Here is a 19,668-nt window from a genome sequence, read left to right on the forward strand (position 1 = left end):
AACAGTTCAGCAGGACAGATAGGTGGCCTCCGTCAATGACCTCATCCTCTCGGGGCGAAGCTGTGTCGCGATCGACGACTGATCCGGCACCCTCGGCCGACGGCGAGTTCACCGGACTTGGCCCCACCGGGATGCGGGTGTTCATCGGCCTGATGCTGGGTATGTTTGTCGCCTCGATCAGCCAGACCATCGTCGCTCCGGCAATGCCGCGCATCGTGGCTGAGCTGGGCGGCATGGAGCACTACTCTTGGCTCGCCACCGCAGCCATGATGATGTCGGCGGTCACCGTGCCGGTCGCAGGCAAGCTGTCCGACATCTACGGCCGACGCACGTTCTTCCTCGGGGGCGTGGCCATCTTCATGCTGGGCTCGGTGATCTGCGGCATCTCGCTGGACTTCTGGATGCTGGTCGCTGGCCGAGCCGTCCAGGGCTTGGGCATGGGTGTGGTGATGCCGCTGTCGCAGACGATCATCGGCGACATCATCCCGCCCCGGCAGCGCGGGAAGTACCAGGGCTGGATGGGAGCCGTCTTCGGTGTCAGCTCGGTTGCCGGTCCGCTGCTGGGCGGGTTCATCACCGACAACCTGCACTGGCGGGCGCTGTTCTTCGTGACCCTGCCGATCGGTCTGATCGCATTCCTTTTCATTGCCCGCTTCCTGAACCTGCCGCACACGCCGCGCAAGGCAAAGATCGATTGGCTCGGCATCGGGCTGCTCGCCGTGACCCTGGTGGTGCTGTTGCTGGCGACCTCCTGGGGTGGCACCACCTACCCGTGGAGTTCGCCGGCCATCATCACGATGTACGCCGTCGGCGCCATTGGGGTGACGGCCTTCATCCTCGTCGAGCGTCGGGCCGAGGAACCGGTGATCCCGCTGCGCCTGTTCAAGATCCGCACCATCGCGTTGGCGATCCCGGCCAGCTTCCTGATCGCGGTGGCAATGTTCGGGGCCATCTTCTACGTGCCGGTCTATGTCCAGGCCGTGATGCAGGTGAGCGCCACGGAGTCGGGCCTGATCACCATGCCAATGATGATCGCGATGGTCCTGACCGGCATCGTGATCGGCAACCTGATCAGTCGCACCGGTCAGTACAAGCCCTTCATGCTCGGCGGCATCGTCCTGATGCTGGGGGCGGTCACGATCCTGGGCACCTTGGCGTACGGGGACTCGCCGCTGAAGGTGGTAGCGGCGATGCTGGTCTTTGGCCTCGGGCTGGGGGGCTGCATGCAGCCTTTCCTGCTGGTGGTCCAGAACGTGGTTGCCCCCAGTGAACTGGGCGTCGGCACCGCGGCCGTCCAGTTCTTCCGCAATGTCGGCTCAACCGTCGGCGTCGCCGTGCTGGGCACCGTGATGACCACCTCGGTCGCACCGGCGGTGCTGCGGCACTTGCCACCGGGGGCGGACCCGAGCGCTGCCGAGGGCCTCGACGCCGGCGCCGTGCTGGATCCGAGCGTGCTCAGCGCGTTGCCGGGCCCGGTGGCCGAAGCGGTCCGGATGGGCGTGGCAGATGCGCTGCACACCGTCTTCCTGACGGTGGCGCCGGCGCTGGTGATCGCCCTGATCCTGACCGCCTTCATCCCGCACGTCACCCTGCGCGACAAGCTCTACCTGAAGGTCGAGTCCGAGAAGCCCGAGGGCGCATCGGCTGACGGCCATCCCACCCCGGCAGCCATTGCTGATGCCGCCGCGGCTGCCGCGCCGGTCGATGGCACCCTCAGGCCGAGTAGCGACCCCGGCGCCCCGGCTGGTCGCGGGCCTGCGACAGGCGCTTCTGGTGCAGAAGGATCCGCCTGACCACCACCGCGCCACCCGTCAGCGTGACGACGGCAATCAGGATCAGCCCCGTGTTCTCGCTGATGACTTGGGCGACGAAGGTCGCCATCACCAGCACGGCCAACAGGGCCCCCATGATCGTGGAGTAGGCGATGAAGAACCGGGTCATCTCCTGCTGGGCGTCCCTGTTGGCCGCCGCGGTCCGGGCTCGGGTCCGCTGCTCGTCGCTGCTCATGTCGGCAGGCTAGTGGGTCGAGTCAGTCGCTCAGCATCTCGGCCTTCAGCCACGCTTCGGGAATCCCGAAACCGTCGATCAGGACGCCCAACTGGGCGCTGGTCTGCTGCGAGAGCCGATTGACCTCGGCCACGACATGCTTGGCGCGTTCCCCGCTCATCCGCCCCCGCTCCAGATACCAGGCGCGATGCTCCTCGATGGTGGACAGCGCGTAGAGGTCACACAGCTGGCCGAGCAGGTCCCTGGCGGGACCCTCTGGAGTGGCGTCGACCCCGTCGGCGAAGGCCTCCAACACCAGCCGCTCGACATGCGCCTGGGCGGTGGCGAGCAGGTGGTCCTGACCGTCGTTGAAGACCTCGAAGGCGTCGACGTCGGGTCGCTGCGCCCGGCGCATCCGCATTCCCAAGGTCTCCAGCATCCGGGTCTCGCGCTCGGTGAACAGGCGCAACTGCTCGGCGCGAACGGTGATGGCGTGGGTGCCGGGCCACAGTTCGCGCGCCCGTTGGGTGGCGCCGCGAAGGCTGGTGGCATCCACCACGGTGTCGGCAACCAGGCCGGAGGCCCAGCGCACCGTCTCCCTGGTGTCCATGCCTTGGAAGCTCTGCCGGAAGGCGGTCAGCAAGGTCTTGCCGACCAGTTGCAGCAGGACGGTGTTGTCGCCCTCGAACGTGGTGAACACGTCGGTGTCGGCCTTGAGCTGGGTGAGGCGGTTGGCCCACATGTAGCCCGCGCCGCCGCAGGCCTCGCGGCACATCTGGATCGTCTGGGTGGCGTTGGTGGTCGTGTACGCCTTGACGGCCGCAGCCAGGGTCTCCAGTGAGCGCTGGCGATCCTCGTCGACCACGGTGGCGCTCTGCACCGCGTCGAGTTCTTCGGTGAGCTGATTCTGCATGAACATCAGCGCGTACGCCCGGGCCATCGCCGGCATCAGCTTGCGCTGGTGGGCGCGGTAGTTGATCAGCAGCATCTCGCCGTCGCCGTCGCTGCCGTCGCCGAACTGGCGCCGCTTGAGGGCGTACCGACCGGCGATCGCCAGGGCGCTGCGGGTGGCGGCACCGGCAGCGCCGGCGACTGAGACCCGACCGCGGACCAGGGTGCCCAGCATCGTGAAGAATCGACGGTTCCGGCTCTCGATGGGGCTGGTGTAGGTGCCGTTCTCGTCGATGTCGCCGAACCGACCCAGCAGGTTGGTGCGGGGCACGCGGACCTGGTCGAAGACGATGCGGCCGTTGTCGACGCCGAGCAGTCCACCCTTGGCGCCGCAGTCCGACAGGGTGATGCCGGGCAGTGCCTCGCCTGTCTCATCGCGCAGCGGCACCAGGACGCAGTGCACGCCATGGTCCTCGCCGGCCACCACAAGCTGGGCGAAGACCGCTGCCATCCGGGCCGACTCAGCGGCGCCGCCGATGAAGTCCTTGCGACTGGTCGGCGTGGGGGAGTGCACCACGATCTCATCGGTGTCGGGGTCGTAGGTGGCGGTGGTCTCGATGGACTGCACGTCGGACCCGTGCCCGGTCTCGGTCATCGCGAAGCAGCCCAGTAGCGGCTGCTCCGCCATGATCGCCGTCATGATGTCGTGGTGACGTTCGAGGCCGAGGTTGGACACCGCGCCACCGAACAGGCCCCATTGGACACCCGCCTTCACCATCAGGGACAGGTCGGCGTGGCCGTAGGTCTCAAAGGCGGTGACGCAACCACCGACATCGTCGGTGCCGCCCTGGTCGACCCGGTAACCAGCCTGGACGTGACCGAACTGCAGCAGCTTGGGCAACTGCTCGCTGACCAGGTCACGGTGGCCGCGGATGTCCAGGAGTTCTTCAGGCAGCGGCAGCAACTCAGCGCCCTCGCGGAGCTCCTCGCGGACATGGCGCCAGCGCCCGCCGACGGCCTCCTGCAGGGCTTCGGCGGTGACCGCTGACGGCGCTGCGCTGCTGGCAGCGGCACTGGTGTCAGACGTGGTCGGTGTGTCGGTGCGGCTGTGGTCGGCGGTCTGGGACCTGCGATCGGTCGGCGTTGACGTGGTCATCTTGGATTCTCCTTGCTGCTGGTGTGAGATCGGGGTTCGTGGTTGGGGACGGCTGCGGTCCAGGTCGCCCAGGCCGCCCCAGATCAGGTCGGTCAGTTCAGCGGTCATCTCGGCTCGTTCGGGGCGGTCGGGGGAGGTGAGCCAGGCATCGGCGGCGGCCTGGATCGCGCCGACCATCGCGGTGGCCCAGCCGGTGACGGCGGGCGAAGTGGTCCAGCGGCCGAGCTGCTGGGCAATGATCGCGGCCGCTCGCCCCGAGATGTCGCCGACCTCGCGGCCGGCCACCGCGCTGTCGATCTGGGGCGGGCTGACGACGAAGCGGAAGACTTCCGAGTCGCTCTCGGCCAGCGCCAGGTAGCCGTCGGTGACAGACGAGATCAGGTCATGGACCGTGCCCTGGTCATCCATGGCCGACCGCAGCCGCCGGTCGATGCTGGCGGCGACCCGTTCGGTGACGGCTGCGTAGAGCCCGACCCGGTCGCCGAAATGGCGATAGATGGTGGGTTTGCGGGTGCCGGCCTCACGCGCGATGACGTCGATGCCGACTCCGGAGCCGTGCTTGCGGATGGCCGCGATGGTCGCGTCGACCAACTCGGCGCGGCGTTGCTCGTTGTGCTGCACCCAGCGCAGCGAGCGACCGTCCGCCGGCGTGGCGGAGGCCGAATCGGTGCTGCTTCGTTGCCGTGCCATGAGGGGATAGTACCTGTTACCGCGAGTATCAGGTAGTCTTTCGGTCAGGTGGTCACCGAAATTCGCCGCCGGCTCGATCAAAGGAGACAGGGAAGCGCATGATCGACACACCTCGCAGGGTCGCCGTTCTCGGCGGCAATCGAACGCCGTTCGCCCGCGCCAACACCGCGTACCGCGCCGCCAGCAACCACGACCTGCTCACCGCAGCCCTGGACGGGCTGGTGGCCCGATTCGGGCTGGCCGGCGAACGCCTGGGCCAGGTCACCGCCGGCGCCGTCCTCAAGCACAGCCGAGACTTCAACCTCACCAGGGAAGCCGTGCTCAGCACCTCCTTGGATCCAAGTACGCCCGCCTCCGACGTCCAGATGGCCTGCGCCACCGGGCTCGAGGCAACCATCACCATCGCCAACAAGATCGCCCTGGGGCAGATCGACGTCGGCGTCTCGGGCGGTTCGGACACCACCTCCGATGCCCCGATCGCCGTCAGTGAAGGACTGCGACGGCTGCTGCTCAACCTCGGTGCAGCCAAGACCGTGCCCCAACAGCTCAAGGCGATCGCGGGTTTCCGGCCCCAGCATCTGGCGCCGCTGACCCCCTCGGTGGCAGAGCCCCGCACTGGCCTGTCGATGGGGCAGCACATGGCCCGCACAGCCGAGCACTGGAAGCTCACCCGGGAGGCACAGGACGAGGTTGCTGCAGCGTCCCACCGCAATCTCGCAGCGGCGTACGAGCGGGGATTCTTCGATGACCTGATCACCCCTTACCTGGGCCTCGCCAAGGACAACACGCTGCGTCCCGACTCCACTGTCGACAAGCTCGCCAAGCTCAAGACCGTCTTCGGGGATCCCGCCACCGCAACGATGACCGCTGGCAACTCCACCCCGCTCACCGACGGCGCCTCGGCGGTGCTGCTGGCTGAGGAGACTTGGGCCGCCTCCCACGGCATCGCTGCGCTGGCCTGGCTGATTGATGCCGAGACTGCCGCCGTTGACTTCGTGCACGGAGCTGAGGGACTGCTGATGGCTCCGGTGCATGCGGTGCCGCGACTGTTGGCGCGCAACGACCTGAGCTTGGCCGACTTCGACATCGTCGAAATCCATGAGGCTTTCGCCGCGACCGTGCTCGCCACGCTGAGTGCCTGGGAGTCCGAGGAGTACTGCCGCGAGGAGCTCGGGCTGTCCTCGGCGCTGGGATCGGTGGATCGCAGCAAGCTGAACGTCAATGGTTCCTCGCTGGCCACCGGCCATCCCTTCGCCGCCACCGGTGGCCGGATTGTCGCCAGCGCCGCGAAGCAGTTGGCCCAGCTGAAGGCCGCCGACGGTGGCCCCAAGCGCGCGTTGATCTCCGTGTGTGCAGCCGGTGGCCAGGGTGCCGCCATGATTCTGGAGGCATGATGAGTGACCGCTACACGACCTTTGTCAGCGGCGGCTTCGGCAAGAAGCTCGCCAAGCAGTTGGGCCTGCCGACGCCGGTGCGGCTGCGCCGCTACGCGCCGGGCGAGCCGCTGTGTGAGGGGCCGGTCGCCGTTGTCGGCGAGGGCCCGTACGCCGCAGCCGTCACCGCGATGCTCGCCGAGCGTGACATCAGCACTGAGCCTGGCGACGGCAGCATCGGAGGCCTGGTCATCGACCTGGCCCACCTGCGTACGCCCGAGGGCCTGGTCGACCTGCGAGGCCAGGCCTCGGCGTTGGTGAAGCGGTTGGCCCGCAACGCTCGGGTGGTGGTCATCGGCACTGCCCATGAACTCCTCACCGATCCCAGCGAGGTCGCCACCCAGCGTGCCCTCGACGGGTTCACCCGGTCGCTGGCCAAGGAACTGCGCGCCGGCGCCACCGCGAATCTGATCGCCGGTCCGCTGGAGCCGAACATTGCCGCCGTGCTCGGCGCGGTGGAGTTCTTCCTGTCCGGGCGGTCGGCCTTCGTCGATGGTCAGCGAGTCCGGGTCGGCGAGGCCGACGCTTCGCAGGAGCAGGACGCCGAGCGGCCGCTGGCGGGCAAGGTCGCGGTGGTCACCGGCGCCGCCCGTGGCATCGGCGCGGCCATCGTCGAGGTGCTGGCCCGCGACGGTGCGACGGTGGTTGGCGTGGATGTCCCGGCTGCCCAGGAGGCGCTGGCGACGGTGGTCAACCAGGCTCGCGGTTCGGCGCTCGCACTCGATGTCACCAGCCCCGATGCCGGCCAGCGGATCTTGGATCATTGTCGGCAGCGGCACGGCGGTCTCGACGTCGTGGTCCACAACGCCGGCATCACCCGCGACAAGCTCTTCGTCAACATGGATGACCAGAAGTGGGCATCCGTGCTGGCGGTCAACCTGCAGAGCATCCTCACCATGAACCAGACCTTCCTGGCGCCCGACGGGTTGCCCGAGGGCGGCCGGATCGTGTGCCTGTCGTCCCAGTCCGGCTTCGCTGGCAACCGCGGCCAGACCAACTACGCGGCCACCAAGGCCGCCATCATTGGTCTGGTCGATGCTTCGGCGGCCCAGGTCGCTGACCGCAGGGTCACCGTCAACGCAGTCGCGCCGGGCCTGATCGAGACCGACATGACCGCCAAGATGCCCTTTGCCACCCGCGAGGTCGCCCGTCGGCTCAGCTCGCTGCAGCAGGGCGGCCAGCCCCGCGACGTCGCCGAGACGATCGCCTGGCTGGCGCAGCCGGCCTCGGCGGCCATCAGCGGTCAGACCGTACGCGTCTGCGGCCAGAACATGGTGGGTGCCTGATGGCTGCCGAGGCGAGTGCGGCCATCGACGTCCAGCAGCGGCCGTCGCTGGGGCCGACCTTCCTGCGGGCGATGCTGGTGCCGGGCCGGGCGGGCCCGACGGGTCAGCTGCCGGACCGCACCCTCCGGTGGGTGAGTGGCGTCGATCGGGGTGACCTGACGGCGTACCAGCGACTGTGTGGTTTCAAGGTCAACGACCGGCTCCCGCACACCTATCCGCACCTGCTCAGCTTCCGGCTGCAGGCGCTGCTGTTCGCCGACAAGGCCTTCCCGCTGCCGATGGCCGGCGTGGTCCACATCAGCAACGAGATCACCGCGCGTCGGGAGCTCATGGTTGATGATGAGTTGACCGTGGAGGTCTCGATGCGGGGATTCGGCGAACATCGCAGGGGAGTGACCATCGACTTCCTCACCAAGGTGAGCGTGGCCGGGGACGTCGCCTGGGAGTCCTGCAGCACCTATCTGCACCGGACCAGCACGAAGCCGAGCGTCGTGCTCGAGAACCAGACCGAAGAGCCCCCGCCGCTGCCCCAGCGCGAGGCGGCGGTCTGGCGACTGCCGGCCGACCTGGGACGCCAGTACGCCAAGGTCAGCGGCGACGTGAACCCGATCCACATGTCCGGTCTCACCGCCAAGCTGTTCGGCTTTCCCCGGGCCATCGCGCACGGCATGTGCACCTACGCCCGCACGCTGGCGGCGTTGGGCGATGACGTCAACGGGCCCGGCCGCTCGCAGGTCTGGTTTCGCAAGCCGGTGCTGTTGCCGGCCAGCGTGGCGCTGCGCACGAGCGAGGACCTCCGGGTCGCGGCGCTGACCGGGGCCAAGGACCCCGAGCGGGTCCACCTCATCCTGCAGCGGTCGACGCTGGGCTGAGGTGCCGGTCCCGTAGGTCCTGTTGGAAGGCGGCGATCTGGTCGGGGTGGCCGTAGAGGCCGGCGTACTGCGGGACCGTCGACTGGGTGGTCGGGTCGAGCATGGACCCGGCCGCAGCGAGTTCGAACAACAACGGTGCCAGTCCGATGCCCTGGTCGGTGAGTGAATAGCGTCCCTGCTTGCCGCGCGGGGCTGCCTCCTTGCTGAGCAGGCCGGCGGCGACCAAGTCGGTCAGCCGTTTCGAGAGGGTGGGGGCGGTGATGCGCTCCTGGGACCGGGTGAGCAACTCGCGGAAGGTTCGATGGTCGCAGAACATGATGTCTCTGATGATGACCAGGCTCCACGGGTCACCGAGCAGCTCAACGCCGCGATTGATCGGACAGTTCGAACGGGGATTGGAGATCACGTCACCCTCCTGACTGGTTGCGTTTCGATACTACCTTGGCCTACGGTTCCAGGTAGTACGAATTCGTAACCACTTGGGAGTGGGCATGAGTCGCAAGGTCATCGCCAACGTCGTCGTCACGATCGACGGTCGCATCACCGGTCCGGGAGGGGCTGCTGACATGTCGGTCATCGCGCCGCACGGCGTCTCCGAGCAGGCCCGGGATCGGCTGCTCGAGATGACCCGGGCCACCACCGCCGTGGTGGGTCGGAAGAACCACGAGGGGTTCGCCGGCTGGTGGCCCCAGGTGGCATCGATGCCGCAGGCCGATCCGCGCGACCAGGTGTTCTCTCGCTGGCTCACCTCGGTGCCCACCGTGGTCTTCTCCACGACCACCACCGAGGCGTCGCTGCCCAACGCGACCGTCGTCGACGAGGATCCCGCGGCGGTGATCACCCGGCTGAAGGCGGAGGGCGACGGGGACATCCGGGTGCTCAGCAGCATCTCGATCATCCGCGCACTGCTGGCGGCCGACCTGGTTGACCGGTTGGAGTTGACCATTGCCCCCGAGATCATCGGTGCCGGCGGCGCCCCACTGTTTGATGAGTCGCCTCGCTCGTCGTGGCAGATCGTCGACCATGTGGCGAGCGACAGCGGCGCCATCATGCTCACTCTGGATCGGACGCCGGCTCCGGACCGGGCGGCCGCCGAGATGACCGAACTGCCGGTGCGTCGGGTGCTGCGGGTGAGGGAGGTGGTTGAGTCCGAGCGCCTCACCGACTTCCAGGGACGTGCCTTCGGAGCGATCTGGCAGACTTTGGCCGCAGCGGGGAGTGCATCCGCAGAGCACCCCTATCTGCGCTGTCACCAGGAGACCGCCACCACCATGGATGTCGAGGTCGGCGTGCCAGTTGATGATGTCGACTATCAGGGACCGGCTGAGGTCGGCTCGTTGCCTGGTGGGCCTGCGCTGGTTCACACCCATGTAGGCAGCCACGCGAGTCTGGGTGAGGCGTACGCCGTGCTCGCCGCGGCCGACACTGGCGAACTGGTGCCGGCGGGAGCGCCGTGGGAGGTCTACCAATGGTGCGACCTGAGCACCGAGCTGGATCCGACCAGTTGGCCGATGCCCGAGGAATGGCGCACCCTGCTGGTTCAGCCGCTCCAGCAGGACGGATCGGAGGGATGATGACTGATCCGGGCAGCCCCGCCGAGGTGATCGCGCAGCTCGAGGCGCTCGCGAACCCGGAGCACAAGGCGAGCACCGCCAAGCGGATCCCGGAGGAGTTGGTGATCGGCGTACGCATGCGTGAGGTGTTCGACCTGGCCAAGCGCGCGAGGGATCTGCCCCTGGCTGACGTGCGTACGCTGCTGCGTCACGAGCTCTATGAACCGCGGCTGGTGGCCGTGTGCATCCTTGACTTCCGCGCCCGGCTGAAACGCATCTCCGAGGACGAGCGCAGGGGGCTGTATGAGCTTTATCTCGCCGAGCACGACCACATCGACAGCTGGGATTTGGTCGACCGAGCCGCGCCGAGGGTGATCGGCGGCTACGTGGTCGGCAAGGATCCCGAGCCGCTGTACGCCCTGGCGCAACATCCCTCGACCTGGCGTCGGCGTACCGCCATCACCGCGGCCTTCACCCTGATCCGCGCAGGGGAACTGGATGCCCCGGTGCGCCTGATCGACCTGCTGCTCGACGACCCGGAGCACTTCGTGCAGACCTCGGTCGGCGTGGCACTGCGCGAACTCAACCGTGCCTCGCCGAAGAGATGCGAGGAGTTCCTGGCCGGCAACCGCGACCGCCTCAGCAGCACGACGAAACGGCTGATGCGAGACTCGCGCCGGTCCAGCTAGCTGCCGCGCCGCCGGTGGTGCCCGTACGGCGCGGCGCCGATCGTTCAGTTGACCGGAACGCTCAGCTGACCGGGTCGCCCTCCACGGCACCTTCGGTGTTGGGCTGCCAGCCCAGCGCCGGGGCGACGTGAGTCGCGAAGTTCTCCAGGATGCTGAGGTTGATGGCGACCCCGACCTGGGACGGGATCGTGAGCATCAGCGTGTCGGCCGACATCACGGCTGCGTCCTGCTTCAGATCGGCAACCAGCTGGTCGGGCTCGCCGACGTAGGTCTTGCCGAAGGTGGAGCGGAAGCCGTCGATCACGCCGACCTGGTCCTGCCCGGGGCGGGAGCCGAACAGCATCCGGTCCTCATCGCGGACGAGCGGGAAGATGCTGCGTGACACCGACACCGTGGTTTGCCGGTGTGGCCAGCCTCGGCGTACGCGGCGCGGAACCGGGCAATCTGCTCGGCCTGCAGGTCGCCGAAGCTGGCGCCGGTGGCCTCGGTGAGCAGGGTGCTGCTCATCATGTTGAGGCCCATCCGACCAGTCCATTCGGCGGTGTCACGGCTGCCGGCGCCCCACCAGATCCGCTCGACCAAGCCGTCGGAGAGGGCTCCAAGGCGAGTCGGGCGCCGGGCGGATACTGCTCGGGGTTGGCCGCGACCAGCTTCTCGCCGCGGATGGCGTCGAGGAACAGGCCAAACTTCTCCCGGGCCAGATCAGCGCCCCGCGGGTCGGTCGAGCCGTGGTAGCCGAACGCCTCCCAACCGCGGTCGGCCGGCTCGGGCGATCCGCGCGAGATGCCGAGTGCGATCCGGTTGTCGGCGATCAGGTCCAGCGCGGCGGCCTCCTCAGCCAGCTGCAGCGGGTTCTCGTACAAGTACCCTGCTGGCCCTGACCGTACGGCTCCCAACACCAATGATGGTCATGGAGTCGATGAGCCCCAGGCGAATCGCGACGTGAGCATCGACGTGCGGGTCACGAAGGCGGAGCGCGAAGCGGTTCGGCGACGTGCTCGCAGGCTCGGTGTGAAGCCGAGCAAATGGGTACGCACGGTCATTCTCGATGCCTTGGACTCCCGCCGGGACGGTCTCGGGCATCTAGAGGTCGGGTGGCCTCCACGCCGTCGCCGGAGCTGGGTCAGGTGGTCGAGCAGGTGCGCCGAATCGGGATCAACCTGAACCAAGCAGTGCGTCGCGGCGGTGCCCTCGACGACGATCTGCTGCGCGAGGTCATGGAATCGATGGATGCCGTGCGAGCACAGCTCGGAGATCGGACGGCGCTATGAGTACGGTCAACGTGAAGCCGTCGCGGTCCGCCAGCGACTCGGTCGGGTACGCCCTCTACGGCAACGACAAGGACAAGCGCACAGAGCACGTCCAGAATGACACCAATCGAGCCGCGGCGATGTCGTGCTCGGTGCAGTCGCCGTGGGCCTTCGTCGCCCGCGCAGAGGCTCTGGCGAGGGCCCACGGGCGGGAAGAACGAGCTGTATTCGTACACGCAGAACTTCTCGCCGGACGAGTTCGACAAGAACAACCGGGGGCACGTGCAGCGTGTCAATGAGCTGGGCGAGAAGCTCGCTGGCCGGATGCACTCGGCCGATCACCTCGTGGTCACCCACGCCGACTCGGCCGGCGGGCACCTGCACAACCACATCTACGTCATCAACCACGACAACCTCACCGGGAAGTCGCTGCAGCGGAACACGTCGTGGAAGAACGGCCTGCGTCAGGCCAACGACGAACTGATGCAAGACGAGGGGTGCCAGGTCCTCCCGTCGCCGGAGCAAGCAAAGCCGGACTGGTCGCAGCGCCGGGAGGACTTCGCGTCAGGCGGATTCGAGCGCATCCTCGGGGACAAGGTCGCCGCCTCGCTGCGGGACAAGCGGTCAGTGGACCGGGCGGGATTCACCGAGGTACTCGACGAGCATGGCGTCGCCCTCGCAGAGACCCAGCGTGACGGCTGGACGTACAAGATGCGCCGGGCCGACAACGGCAAGCTCGGCCGGAAGAAAGCATCCGGGCTGACGCCCGAGTTCACCGCCGAGGGCGCACAGCAAATCTTCGAGTTCCACGAGAACAACCGACCGAAGGAGCAGAGCAATGAGCATTCTCGACGAGATGAGGAACGAGCAGCAGGAGACCGAGCCGAGCTCGACGGCGTCGAATCTGTCGGAGCCTACGAACGCCGACGTCATCGCAGCGGTCAACAGGCAGACGAAGGCCGTGAACGGACTGAAGTCGTATCTGCGGATCGCGATCGAGGAAACCGTCAAGGAGGAGCTGAAGGGCCTGCCGTCGACCTTGCAGCCGTCCGTCAACAAGTCGCCGCAGATCGAGAGCGTCGAGAGCAGACTGAGCGAGATCGAGAGCACGCTCAGAGAGTTCGCGCAGAGTCTCGACGGGAAGCAGCTGCAGAGCGCCTCGCAGAGCTTGATGGCCGAAGCGCAAATGAATCGAGCAGCTACGGCCTCGGCGACTGAGAAGCTCCAGTCCCTGGCCGAGGACAACCAGAAGCTCGTGAGCCAGGTCGGCGGTGCCGTGCAGCGGATCGAGAAGCGCACCGAGGAGCGGGTCGAGAAGGCGGTCGAGCAGGTCGCCGGGGAGGCCTCGGCCACGATGACGGCGAACATCGACGCGTCGAACGAGCGCGCCGAGCGGATCATCGCCGCCACGGCGACGCTGGGGGCCCGTCAGCTCTGGTCGGTCGCCGCGGCGATGTGCCTCGTCCTCTTTCCGGTGGTCGTGGTCGTCGCCGGGCTCTGGATGGGCATCGCCGGGCTCATTACGGGCGCTCAGTGGGCGGTGGACGTGGACGGGAGCGTGTGGCTCGGGATCGGGCGCTGGCTCGTGGTCGGCGCTGGCATCGCCGGGGCCGGTTACGCCCTCTTCGCGTCCGTTCGTTGGGTCGCCGGCTTGGTGGAGACGTGGAAGGGCCGCGGGATGCCGAAGTGGCCGAGCTGGCGCAAGAGGTGACCGCGATTCCCGAGGGCAAGCGCGCGGAGCGCGTGCGGCAGCCCCTGCATCTGGACGATTGGTCAGCGTGCACTGTATAGTGCAGTGCATGCTGACTATTGCTTCGCGCCTCGACGTCATGAACCGGCTTGGCCGGGCCATGGCCGACCCGACGCGCTCCAAGATCCTGATGTCCCTGCTCGACGGCCCGAGCCACCCTGCCGTGCTGTCGCGCGAGCTGGGGCTGACGCGCTCGAACGTGTCCAACCACCTGACGTGCCTGCGCGACTGCGGGATCGTGGTCGCCGAGCCCGAGGGCCGCCAGACCCGCTACGAGATCGCCGACCCGCACCTGGCCGGGGCGCTGACGGCGCTGGTGGACGTCACGCTCGCGGTGGACGAGAGCGCGCCGTGCATCGACCCGCACTGCTCGGTGCCCGGCTGCTGCGCCGCGACCGGTTCAGGGGACGCCTCGTGAGCGCCGCCTGCGGCTGCGACGAGCCGACCACCAGTGCCGCCGAAGAGGCCGAGGAGGCCGAGCGCCCGTGGTGGCGCGATCCGGGACTGGTGGTGCCGATCCTCTCCGGCGTCGCGTTCGGCACCGGCCTGGTGCTGGAGTGGTCGGGGCTGCACGTCGCGGCGCTGGTCGCGTTCTGGGCGGGCCTGCTGCTGGGCGCGTACACGTTCGTGCCCGGCGCTCTGCGGAACCTGTTCGTCAAGCGGAAGCTGGGGATCGCGCTGCTGATGACGATCAGCGCCGTCGGCGCAGTGCTCCTCGGCTACGCCGAGGAGGCCGCCGCACTGGCGTTCCTCTACTCGATCGCCGAGGCCCTGGAGGACAAGGCGATGGACCGCGCCCGCGGGGGCCTGCGCGCGCTGCTGAAGCTTGTGCCGGAGACCGTGACCGTGCTGCGCGACGATGTCTCGGTCGAAGTCCCGGCCAAGGAGATCGCCGTCGGCGACGTGCTGCTGGTCCGCCCCGGCGAGCGGGTCGCGACCGACGGGACTGTCCGGTCCGGTCGCTCCAGCTTGGACACCTCGGCGATCACCGGCGAGTCGATCCCGGTCGAGGTCGCCCCCGATGACGCAGTGTCGGCGGGCGCGATCAACACCGCCGGGGTTCTGGAGGTCGAGGCGACCGCGGCGGGCACCGACAACTCGCTGACCACCATCGTGGAGCTGGTCGAGCAGGCCCAGACCGAGAAGGGCGAACGCGCGCGCATCGCCGACCGGATCGCCCGTCCGCTGGTGCCCGGCGTGATGGTCCTCGCCGTCCTGGTCGGCGTGCTCGGCTCGCTGCTCGGCGACCCGGAGACCTGGATCACCCGCGCCCTGGTCGTGCTCGTCGCGGCCAGCCCGTGCGCGCTGGCGATCGCGGTGCCCGTCACGGTGGTGTCCGCGATCGGGGCTGCGACGAAGTTCGGCGTCGTCATCAAGAGCGGTGCCGCCTTCGAGCGCCTCGGCGGCATCCGCCACCTCGCCGTGGACAAGACCGGCACCCTGACCCGCAACCGGCCCGAGGTCACCGCCGTCGTCGCCGCCGACTGCTTCGACGACGCGCAGGTGCTCGCCTGGGCCGCGGCGGTGGAGCAGCACTCGACGCACCCTCTCGCCGCCGCCATCGCCGCCGCGGGCCAGGGAGCCCCCGCCGCGCAAGAGGTGACGGAGGAGGCCGGCCACGGCATCGGCGGCACCGTCGACGGCCTCCGGGTGAGCGTGGGCAGCCCCCGCTGGATCGACGCCGGACCGCTCAAGGCCCGGGTCGAGGACCTGGAGGCCGAGGGCCAGACCTGCGTGCTCGTCACCGTCGACGGCCGCCTGGCCGGGGCGATCGGGGTCCGCGACGAGCTGCGCCCCGAGGTCCCCGACGTCGTGCGCACGCTGAAGAGCCAGGGCGTCGAGGTGAGCATGCTCACCGGAGACAACGCCCGCACCGCCCACGCCCTGGCGCAGATCGCCGGGATCGGCGACGTGCACGCCGAGCTGCGGCCGGAGGGCAAGGCCCGCATCGTGGCCCAGCTCTCCGAGCAGTCACCCACCGCGATGATCGGCGACGGCATCAACGACGCCCCCGCCCTGGCCGGGGCGACCGTGGGCATCGCGATGGGCGCGACCGGCTCCGACGCCGCGATAGAGTCCGCCGACGTCGCCTTCACCGGACACGACCTCGGCCTGATCCCGCAGGCGCTGCGGCACGCCCGCCGCGGCCGGGCGATCATGAACCAGAACATCGTGTTGTCCCTGGCGATCATCACCGTGCTGCTGCCGCTGGCCATCACCGGCGTGCTCGGCCTGGCCGCAGTCGTGCTCGTCCACGAGGTCGCCGAGGTCGTCGTCATCGCCAACGGGCTGCGCGCCGCGCGTGCCCGCAAGAGCCAAGCGGCGGCCGGGTCGCCTGAGACGGCGTCACCGGCCGCGGTCCGCGCGGACAGAGCCTGAGAGGAGTGGATCATGGAGATCACGTTGCAGTACTTCGACGGGTGCCCGAACTGGGAGGTGCTCGACCGGCGGCTCACCGAGGCCCTCGACGGCCGATCGGACGTCCGCGTCGTGCATCAGCGAGTCGAGACTGCCGAGGACGCCGCCCGCCTCGGGTTCCACGGGTCCCCGACCGTCCTCATTGACGGTTCCGACCCCTTCGCCGACGAGCACACGCCGGTGGGGCTCGCCTGTCGAGTGTTCCGCACTCCTGCCGGGCTGGCTGGTTCGCCCACCGTCGATCAGCTGCGCGAAGTACTTGATGCGCCTCTATGAGGGTGGAGCACCGCCGGGTTGCGCGATCATCGCACCGACGCTCAGCGCAGGAAGAGCCGCCTTCATCGAAAACCAGCCAGGAGTGCCGTCAGCGTTGTGCTGTAAAGCGCGCCGACGCTGACAACGGGTGCTACAACCCGGGCATGCGCTAGCGTATGTCGATGACGCCGGTGCCCACCTCGATGTGGCGGGTGCGACCGGCGATCGCGGCCAGCAGTGGCATCGGTGAGGCCGACTGCTTGGCGAAGTGATGCACCCGGAAGTAGGTGCCGTTGACGCCCAACTCGTCGGCCCCGACGGCGATGTCGATCGCGTCGTGGAGCATCTGGCGTGCGGTCAGACCGCGTACGCCCGACGTGGCGCCGTAGTGACCGAAACTGAGGAATCCGAAGGCTCGCATGACATGTCAACTTTCAACGGGGTTGCTTCATTCCTGCACCGGCGCGGGCCGAGTCAGTCACGTCCGAATCAGTCACGTCCGACGCGGTAATGCAGGTGCACCATCCCGTTGCCGAATCCCGCCGTCGTTGATGTAACCGTCCAAGGACGCGAGGAAGGTGTAGGTCAGCTTGGCCATGGCCCTCCGCCTCTCCTGCCGCAGGCTCTGCGGCCATTGCGTATGGGGATGGTCAGCGACTCTAGACCGGCAAGTGTTCGCTCCGACGCGGGGGCTACGGTCAGGGGCGGTTCCGAGAGACATTGGAGACTTCGGCCAACGGTCCTCCATGACGCACCAGTGGAGCAACTCAAGGTTCTGGCGCTCCCCGCCCCCCGTGCTTCGCGCCCGGGACGGGGCTAGCCTGAGCCTCAAGTCATCGTCCGAGGCACCTCGGCCGCGACCCGGAAACTGATGGATGAAATCCTTGCTCTCTCGCCGACCCTTGACGTCCTTCTTCGTGCTGGCCTATCTCGGCTCCTGGCTGATGTGGAGCCCGTGGTGGCTGTCCCGCAACGGCATCGGGCTGCTGCCCTACGACTTGCCGTTCAGCGCGGTTGCCGGCATCAACCAACTCGGCCTCTTCGCCGGACCGTTCGCCGCCGCGCTGCTGATGACCCGGCTGACCGAGGGGCGTGAGGGCGTCGGCCGGTTCTGGCGTCGGATCATCCAGTGGCGGGTGCATGCCAGGTGGTACGCCGCGGCCTTGGTGGTGATCCCACTCGCCGCTGGCCTCGGCTATCTCCTGACAGGCTCTGTCGTCCCGGCGGTCGACAGGCGCATGCCGCCGGTGGCGATCACGCTGGCCATCACCTACGTCGTGTACCTGCTTGGCGGACCGTTCCAGGAGGAGCCTGGCTGGCGCGGGTTCGCGCTGCCCCGGCTGCAGGAACGACTCCACCCGGCGACCTCGGCCCTGCTCCTCGGCGTCATCCACTGCTGCTGGCACGCGCCGCTGTTCCTCACCGACGACTGGGACACCGCGCGAGACGAGCCCGGTCAGCTGCTGGCGTATCTGCTGCTCGTGGTCAGCCTGTCCTTCGTGATGTCCTGGCTGGCGAACGGGTCGAATCACTCAGTGTTGCTCGCGATCCTCGCGCACAATGGCGTCAACTGGGGCATCCACTCCGGTGGGGTGCTCGGTGGGAGCGGCACCGCCAGCAACTGGCCCGCAGCGATCGGAATGGCGGTGCTCGCGATCATCGCCGTTGTCGTGACGCGAGGTCGGTTGGCATACCGACCGGCCGCGGCCCAGAGTGCCTAGCGTGGCGTACGCCTCGACCTCAGGGGCGCCACCAGGTGTCGAGGATGGTGACCGGGGTGGTCCGCTTGTGGCGCGTACGCAGGTACTTCTGTTCGATCGACCCGGCGATGTCGTCGGGCACCTCGCGGCCCTCGAGGTAGTCATCGATCTGGTCATAGGACAGTCCCAGTTCGGACTCGTCGGTCTGCAGCGGCTTGCCGTCCAACAGGTCGGCGGTCGGGACCTTGGTCCACAGTCGCTCCTCGGCCCCCAGGTGCTGCAGCAGCTGCCTGTTCTGGCGCTTGTTCAGGCCAAACAGGGGCAGGATGTCGGCGCCGCCATCGCCGAACTTGGTGAAGAAGCCCACCACGGACTCAGCGCCGTGGTCGGTGCCGACCACCAAGAGGTTGCGTTCGCCAGCCAAGGCGTACTGCGCGAGCATCCGCATCCGCGCCTTCACGTTGCCTTGGTTGAAGTCGCTGATCGGGCGTCCGGTGGTCTTCTCGAACTCCTCGGCGACTCCGGCGACGCCGCCGGCGATGTTGAAGGTCCAGTCAGTCTTGGCGGCCACGAAGGCCATCGCGGCGGCTGCGTCGTCCTCGTCGGTCTGGACGCGGTGGGGCAGGCGTACGGCGACGAAGTCTGCCTCGACGCCCTGCCGGGTGAGGCGGTCCACGGCCAACTGGCACAGGCGCCCCGCCAAGGTCGAGTCGATGCCGCCGGAGATGCCCAACACGAAGCCGGCGGTGTGGCTGGCGGAGAGGTAGTCGCACAGGAACTGCACCCGCGCGTCGACCTCGGCGGCCGGATCGATGGTCGGCTTGACGCCCATCTCGGCGATGATCTGCTGCTGGAGCTCACGCATGTGAGAACCCTAATGGCTGCCTGCTGGGCGTGGACGCCAGACCGGTGATCTGTCACAAGGTCGTAGCCTGCAGGCAGGGAGGCGATTGAATGCCGTCGTTGTACGACAGCTTTGCCCGCTACGCCAGCGGGCTCACCGTGGTGAATGTGGCGGGCCCTGTCCCGGCATCATTCGTCGCGGGATCGGTGCTGACCGCATCGGTGGATCCCTTCACGATCGCGGTGTCGGTGGGGGAGCGGCGCGAGGGACTGGCCGCGATGCTTGCCGGGGAGCCATGGGCGGTCAGCGTCCTGGCCGGCCGGCACCTGCCGCTGGTGCGCGCCATGACCGCCAAGCTGCCGGCCGGCCTGACTGGCGCCGAGCGCAGGCAACGGCGTACCGAGGCGATGCTCGAGGCCGGTGCGGTCGCGTCGGAGGAGGGACCGCTGTGGTTGCCCGATGCGCTGGTGACCTTGTGGTGTCGCACCCATTCCTCGGTGCCGGTGCACGATCAGGTCATCGTTGTCGGCGACGTGATCCGAGGCGGCGAGCACGGCCAGGGGCAGCCGTTGGTGCGCTGGGACCACGGCTTCGGGGCGCTTGCCGACCGCTGACGGACGGATCCGAACTCGATCGGATCCTCGGCGAGTTGCCAACGGACTCACCAGGGTTCAGCCGGCTGAACACCCCCTTGACTCCGCTGGCGGAACGCGTTTACCGTCGTGCGCACCAGGTCGGACCGATGAGGGCCCGACCGAAACGAGAGGCACACCCCCATGACCGCTCGACACCCCATCAGCGACCCTTCGGGCGCCCCACCGAACCCGCCAGCCGCCCCCGATCGGAGGATCGGCCACGCACGCACGTCTCGGCGGACCGTCTTGTCCTTCACGGC

22 protein-coding genes and 1 pseudogene are annotated in these 19,668 nt (G+C 68.4%); 16 read left to right on the plus strand and 7 right to left on the minus strand.

Annotated elements, in window-relative coordinates:
- Positions 1-62: 62 nt before the first annotated feature.
- The gene (locus CGZ91_RS04915; protein WP_229116438.1) at positions 63-1,793 is read left to right on the plus strand and encodes an MDR family MFS transporter; all 1,731 of its coding nucleotides are present in this window, start codon (positions 63-65) and stop codon (positions 1,791-1,793) included.
- On the opposite strand, the gene CGZ91_RS13995 is transcribed toward CGZ91_RS04915, so the two are convergent.
- Both CGZ91_RS13995 and CGZ91_RS04920 read right to left on the minus strand, forming a co-directional pair.
- On the minus strand, positions 1,714-2,007 hold the full coding sequence (locus tag CGZ91_RS13995) for a hypothetical protein (RefSeq protein WP_144276786.1): 294 nt from the start codon (positions 2,005-2,007) through the stop codon (positions 1,714-1,716). The genes CGZ91_RS04915 and CGZ91_RS13995 overlap by 80 nt on opposite strands.
- Before the next feature lie 22 nt (positions 2,008-2,029).
- Positions 2,030-4,723: an acyl-CoA dehydrogenase family protein gene (locus CGZ91_RS04920; RefSeq protein ID WP_094453120.1), complete on the minus strand. Its 2,694-nt coding sequence runs from the start codon at positions 4,721-4,723 to the stop codon at positions 2,030-2,032.
- Positions 4,724-4,821: 98 nt separating this feature from the next.
- Between CGZ91_RS04920 and CGZ91_RS04925 the strand changes: the two genes are divergently transcribed.
- The 3 genes from CGZ91_RS04925 to CGZ91_RS04935 are packed head-to-tail and all read left to right on the plus strand — an operon-like array spanning position 4,822 to position 8,314.
- The gene (locus CGZ91_RS04925; protein ID WP_094453122.1) at positions 4,822-6,117 is read left to right on the plus strand and encodes an acetyl-CoA C-acetyltransferase; all 1,296 of its coding nucleotides are present in this window, start codon (positions 4,822-4,824) and stop codon (positions 6,115-6,117) included.
- Entirely contained in the window at positions 6,117-7,442 is a 1,326-nt protein-coding gene (locus CGZ91_RS04930) for a 3-oxoacyl-ACP reductase (RefSeq protein ID WP_094453124.1), read from the plus strand. Before CGZ91_RS04925 ends, CGZ91_RS04930 begins: the two co-directional genes overlap by 1 nt.
- Positions 7,442-8,314 carry a MaoC/PaaZ C-terminal domain-containing protein gene (locus CGZ91_RS04935; RefSeq protein ID WP_094453126.1) on the plus strand — a complete coding sequence of 291 codons (873 nt, stop codon included), beginning with the start codon at positions 7,442-7,444 and terminating at the stop codon, positions 8,312-8,314. The genes CGZ91_RS04930 and CGZ91_RS04935 overlap by 1 nt, the downstream gene beginning before the upstream one ends.
- On the opposite strand, the gene CGZ91_RS04940 is transcribed toward CGZ91_RS04935, so the two are convergent.
- The gene (locus CGZ91_RS04940; protein WP_094451539.1) at positions 8,286-8,720 is read right to left on the minus strand and encodes a winged helix-turn-helix transcriptional regulator; all 435 of its coding nucleotides are present in this window, start codon (positions 8,718-8,720) and stop codon (positions 8,286-8,288) included. The genes CGZ91_RS04935 and CGZ91_RS04940 overlap by 29 nt on opposite strands.
- Before the next feature lie 85 nt (positions 8,721-8,805).
- Here CGZ91_RS04940 and CGZ91_RS04945 point away from each other — a divergent pair, with 85 nt between their 5' ends.
- Positions 8,806-9,888, plus strand: a complete 1,083-nt coding sequence (locus CGZ91_RS04945) for a dihydrofolate reductase family protein (RefSeq protein WP_094453128.1) — start codon at positions 8,806-8,808, stop codon at positions 9,886-9,888.
- Entirely contained in the window at positions 9,888-10,556 is a 669-nt protein-coding gene (locus CGZ91_RS04950) for a DNA alkylation repair protein (protein ID WP_179229222.1), read from the plus strand. Before CGZ91_RS04945 ends, CGZ91_RS04950 begins: the two co-directional genes overlap by 1 nt.
- A gap of 61 nt (positions 10,557-10,617) precedes the next feature.
- Here CGZ91_RS04950 and CGZ91_RS14530 read toward each other — a convergent pair whose 3' ends face one another.
- Positions 10,618-10,941, minus strand: a complete 324-nt coding sequence (locus tag CGZ91_RS14530) for a hypothetical protein (RefSeq protein WP_229116439.1) — start codon at positions 10,939-10,941, stop codon at positions 10,618-10,620.
- On the opposite strand from CGZ91_RS14530, the gene CGZ91_RS14930 reads away from it, so the two are divergent.
- The 4 genes and pseudogenes from CGZ91_RS14930 to CGZ91_RS14940 form a co-directional block, all read left to right on the plus strand.
- Positions 10,935-11,291 (plus strand): hypothetical protein, encoded by a 357-nt coding sequence (locus CGZ91_RS14930; protein WP_407670837.1) that lies wholly within the window; start codon positions 10,935-10,937, stop codon positions 11,289-11,291. The two genes, CGZ91_RS14530 and CGZ91_RS14930, sit on opposite strands and share 7 nt — an antisense overlap.
- Positions 11,292-11,339: 48 nt before the next feature.
- Entirely contained in the window at positions 11,340-11,720 is a 381-nt protein-coding gene (locus tag CGZ91_RS14935; protein WP_407670838.1) for a plasmid mobilization protein, read from the plus strand.
- Positions 11,651-11,827, plus strand: a complete 177-nt coding sequence (locus CGZ91_RS14000) for a MobC domain-containing protein (protein WP_179229223.1) — start codon at positions 11,651-11,653, stop codon at positions 11,825-11,827. Before CGZ91_RS14935 ends, CGZ91_RS14000 begins: the two co-directional genes overlap by 70 nt.
- 96 nt (positions 11,828-11,923) lie before the next feature.
- Positions 11,924-12,292, plus strand: a pseudogene (locus CGZ91_RS14940) (relaxase/mobilization nuclease domain-containing protein); the annotation flags it as partial.
- Positions 12,293-12,430: 138 nt separating this feature from the next.
- Here CGZ91_RS14940 and CGZ91_RS14540 read toward each other — a convergent pair.
- The gene (locus CGZ91_RS14540) at positions 12,431-12,616 is read right to left on the minus strand and encodes a hypothetical protein (protein WP_229116441.1); all 186 of its coding nucleotides are present in this window, start codon (positions 12,614-12,616) and stop codon (positions 12,431-12,433) included.
- Positions 12,617-12,644: 28 nt separating this feature from the next.
- Between CGZ91_RS14540 and CGZ91_RS14545 the strand changes: the two genes are divergently transcribed.
- The 4 genes from CGZ91_RS14545 to CGZ91_RS04980 all read left to right on the plus strand — a co-directional run bounded on the left by CGZ91_RS14545 (position 12,645) and on the right by CGZ91_RS04980 (position 16,250).
- Positions 12,645-13,517, plus strand: coding sequence for an AAA family ATPase (locus CGZ91_RS14545; RefSeq protein ID WP_229116442.1), 873 nt, complete (start codon positions 12,645-12,647; stop codon positions 13,515-13,517).
- An 88-nt stretch (positions 13,518-13,605) separates the two neighbouring features.
- Positions 13,606-13,974, plus strand: a complete 369-nt coding sequence (gene cmtR, locus CGZ91_RS04970) for a Cd(II)/Pb(II)-sensing metalloregulatory transcriptional regulator CmtR (protein WP_094454062.1) — start codon at positions 13,606-13,608, stop codon at positions 13,972-13,974.
- Entirely contained in the window at positions 13,971-15,935 is a 1,965-nt protein-coding gene (locus CGZ91_RS04975) for a heavy metal translocating P-type ATPase (protein WP_094453132.1), read from the plus strand. The genes cmtR and CGZ91_RS04975 overlap by 4 nt, the downstream gene beginning before the upstream one ends.
- 12 nt (positions 15,936-15,947) lie before the next feature.
- Positions 15,948-16,250 (plus strand): hypothetical protein, encoded by a 303-nt coding sequence (locus tag CGZ91_RS04980; protein ID WP_007321360.1) that lies wholly within the window; start codon positions 15,948-15,950, stop codon positions 16,248-16,250.
- A 148-nt stretch (positions 16,251-16,398) separates the two neighbouring features.
- On the opposite strand, the gene CGZ91_RS04985 is transcribed toward CGZ91_RS04980, so the two are convergent.
- A complete protein-coding gene (locus CGZ91_RS04985) occupies positions 16,399-16,650 on the minus strand; it encodes an LLM class flavin-dependent oxidoreductase (RefSeq protein WP_094453134.1) in 252 nt (83 codons plus the stop codon).
- A 463-nt stretch (positions 16,651-17,113) separates the two neighbouring features.
- On the opposite strand from CGZ91_RS04985, the gene CGZ91_RS04990 reads away from it, so the two are divergent.
- The gene (locus CGZ91_RS04990) at positions 17,114-17,950 is read left to right on the plus strand and encodes a CPBP family intramembrane glutamic endopeptidase (protein ID WP_179229225.1); all 837 of its coding nucleotides are present in this window, start codon (positions 17,114-17,116) and stop codon (positions 17,948-17,950) included.
- Positions 17,951-17,969: 19 nt separating this feature from the next.
- On the opposite strand, the gene nadE is transcribed toward CGZ91_RS04990, so the two are convergent.
- The gene (nadE, locus tag CGZ91_RS04995) at positions 17,970-18,794 is read right to left on the minus strand and encodes an ammonia-dependent NAD(+) synthetase (RefSeq protein WP_094453138.1); all 825 of its coding nucleotides are present in this window, start codon (positions 18,792-18,794) and stop codon (positions 17,970-17,972) included.
- Between the two features lie 89 nt (positions 18,795-18,883).
- Between nadE and CGZ91_RS05000 the strand changes: the two genes are divergently transcribed.
- Positions 18,884-19,387, plus strand: coding sequence for a flavin reductase family protein (locus CGZ91_RS05000; protein ID WP_094453140.1), 504 nt, complete (start codon positions 18,884-18,886; stop codon positions 19,385-19,387).
- Positions 19,388-19,668: the final 281 nt, after the last annotated feature.

This window comes from Parenemella sanctibonifatiensis (assembly GCF_002250565.1).
Taxonomy (GTDB): domain Bacteria; phylum Actinomycetota; class Actinomycetes; order Propionibacteriales; family Propionibacteriaceae; genus Parenemella; species Parenemella sanctibonifatiensis.

Excerpts from the sequence above, each read along its gene's own strand:
- CGZ91_RS14545 (WP_229116442.1), top strand. The coding sequence starts at position 12,645 with ATGAGCATTCTCGACGAGATGAGGAACGAGCAGCAGGAGACCGAGCCG.
- CGZ91_RS05000 (WP_094453140.1), top strand. The coding sequence starts at position 18,884 with ATGCCGTCGTTGTACGACAGCTTTGCCCGCTACGCCAGCGGGCTCACC.
- CGZ91_RS04920 (WP_094453120.1), bottom strand. The coding sequence starts at position 4,723 with ATGGCACGGCAACGAAGCAGCACCGATTCGGCCTCCGCCACGCCGGCG.
- CGZ91_RS04925 (WP_094453122.1), top strand. The coding sequence starts at position 4,822 with ATGATCGACACACCTCGCAGGGTCGCCGTTCTCGGCGGCAATCGAACG.
- cmtR (WP_094454062.1), top strand. The coding sequence starts at position 13,606 with ATGCTGACTATTGCTTCGCGCCTCGACGTCATGAACCGGCTTGGCCGG.
- nadE (WP_094453138.1), bottom strand. The coding sequence starts at position 18,794 with ATGCGTGAGCTCCAGCAGCAGATCATCGCCGAGATGGGCGTCAAGCCG.
- CGZ91_RS04930 (WP_094453124.1), top strand. The coding sequence starts at position 6,117 with ATGAGTGACCGCTACACGACCTTTGTCAGCGGCGGCTTCGGCAAGAAG.
- CGZ91_RS13995 (WP_144276786.1), bottom strand. The coding sequence starts at position 2,007 with ATGAGCAGCGACGAGCAGCGGACCCGAGCCCGGACCGCGGCGGCCAAC.
- CGZ91_RS14935 (WP_407670838.1), top strand. The coding sequence starts at position 11,340 with ATGCCGAGTGCGATCCGGTTGTCGGCGATCAGGTCCAGCGCGGCGGCC.
- CGZ91_RS04980 (WP_007321360.1), top strand. The coding sequence starts at position 15,948 with ATGGAGATCACGTTGCAGTACTTCGACGGGTGCCCGAACTGGGAGGTG.
- CGZ91_RS04945 (WP_094453128.1), top strand. The coding sequence starts at position 8,806 with ATGAGTCGCAAGGTCATCGCCAACGTCGTCGTCACGATCGACGGTCGC.
- CGZ91_RS04935 (WP_094453126.1), top strand. The coding sequence starts at position 7,442 with ATGGCTGCCGAGGCGAGTGCGGCCATCGACGTCCAGCAGCGGCCGTCG.
- CGZ91_RS04950 (WP_179229222.1), top strand. The coding sequence starts at position 9,888 with ATGACTGATCCGGGCAGCCCCGCCGAGGTGATCGCGCAGCTCGAGGCG.
- CGZ91_RS04985 (WP_094453134.1), bottom strand. The coding sequence starts at position 16,650 with ATGCGAGCCTTCGGATTCCTCAGTTTCGGTCACTACGGCGCCACGTCG.